Source organism: Myxococcus qinghaiensis, assembly GCF_024198215.1.
Taxonomy (GTDB): domain Bacteria; phylum Myxococcota; class Myxococcia; order Myxococcales; family Myxococcaceae; genus Myxococcus; species Myxococcus qinghaiensis.
Genome location: NZ_JAKCFA010000080.1, coordinates 1 through 1,462, shown reverse-complemented (window position 1 = coordinate 1,462; position 1,462 = coordinate 1). Strand labels below are relative to the sequence as shown.

The following is a 1,462-nucleotide window of genomic DNA, read 5'->3' as shown; positions in this document are numbered from 1 at the left end:
TCGGCGGCGCTACCCAGGTGGTGGTGCCCGACAACCTCAAGGCGGGCGTCACCCGGGCGCACCGGTACGAGCCGGACTTGAATCCCACGTACGCGGACCTGGCGCGGCACTACGGCTTCGCGATTCTACCCGCGCGCCCGCGCCGGCCTCGGGACAAAGCCAAGGTGGAGGTGGGGGTGCTGCTGGCGGAGCGGTGGATTCTGGCGGCGCTGCGCCACCGGCACTTCACTTCGCTTTGCCAGGTGCAGCAGGCGGTGAAGCCGCTGCTGGAGAAGCTCAACTCGCGGCCCATGCGCAAGCTGGGCAAGTCGCGCTGGGAGCTCTTCGCGCAGGTGGAGAAGGCCACGCTGCGGGCCCTGCCGACGAGGCCGTACGAGCTGGCCTTCTGGAAGAAGGCGCGCGTCAACATCGACTACCACGTGGAGCTGGAAGGCCACTGGTACAGCGTGCCGTACACGCTGGTGGGCAAGCCGGTGGAAGTGCGCCACACGGAAGGCTGCGTCGAGGTCTTCCTCGGGGGGCGCCGCGTGGCCAGCCACGTGCGCAGTCTGGAGAAGGGACGCTTCACCACGCAGCCCGGGCACATGCCCGCCTCCCACCGGCAGCACGCCGAGTGGACACCCTCTCGCCTCATCCGCTGGGCCGAAGGCGTGGGCCCCTCGTGCGCGAAGCTGGTGGAGGAGTTGATGACGAAGCGGCCCCATCCCCAGCAGGGCTTCCGCTCGGCGCTGGGCGTGCTGCGTCTGGCCGAGGAGAAGCGTTACGGCAAGCCGCGCGTGGAGAAGGCCTGCGCCCGGGCGCTGCGCCACCGCGCCGTGGGCTACAAGTCCGTGGTCGCCATCCTCCAGCACCGCCTCGAGGATGCCGACGAGAAGACGGCCGAGAAGGACCCGCTGCCCGAGCACGAGAACGTGCGCGGCGCCCACTACTACCACTGACGACACACGCGGCTTGACGGCCGTGTGCGGACATTTCCCGCCGGTGCTGGCCCTCAAGTCTCCCAGCATCGGCGGTGGCCTGCGCGCGCCCTCATGGGCGAGCTGCGGCCGGACCACTGAGACAGACGGAAGAGGAAGCGAAGAAATGCTGGTGGACCAGACGCTGGAGAAGCTCAACGCGATGAAGCTGCATGGCATGGCCAACTACCTGCGCAGCTGGGTGGAGAAGCCTGGGGACAAGGGCCTGAGCGCCACGGACCTGGTGGGCCTCCTGGCGGACGCGGAGTGGATGTACCGGGAGAACAAGAAGCTCACCGCCCGGCTCCAGCACGCGAAGCTGCGCCAGCAGGCGTGCCTGGAGGACATCGATTACGCCCACGCCCGGGGCCTGACGAAGCCGCAGGTGATGGAGCTGTCCACCTCGAAGTGGGTGGCCGACAAGCAGAACGTGCTGCTGACCGGGCCCACCGGCGTGGGCAAGAGCTACCTGGCGTGCGCGCTGGGGCAGAAGGCCTGCCGTGATG

General features: G+C 69.0%; 2 protein-coding genes. Both read left to right on the top strand.

Features of this window, described 5'->3' with window-relative positions; genetic code table 11:
• Positions 1 to 938 (top strand): Mu transposase domain-containing protein (locus LZ199_RS47160; RefSeq protein ID WP_407667354.1); only part of this gene is annotated, 938 nt, incomplete at its 5' end.
• A 145-nt stretch (positions 939 to 1,083) separates the two neighbouring features.
• Positions 1,084 to 1,462, top strand: a 379-nt coding sequence (locus LZ199_RS47155) for an ATP-binding protein (protein ID WP_254000180.1), incomplete at its 3' end; no start/stop codon positions are given.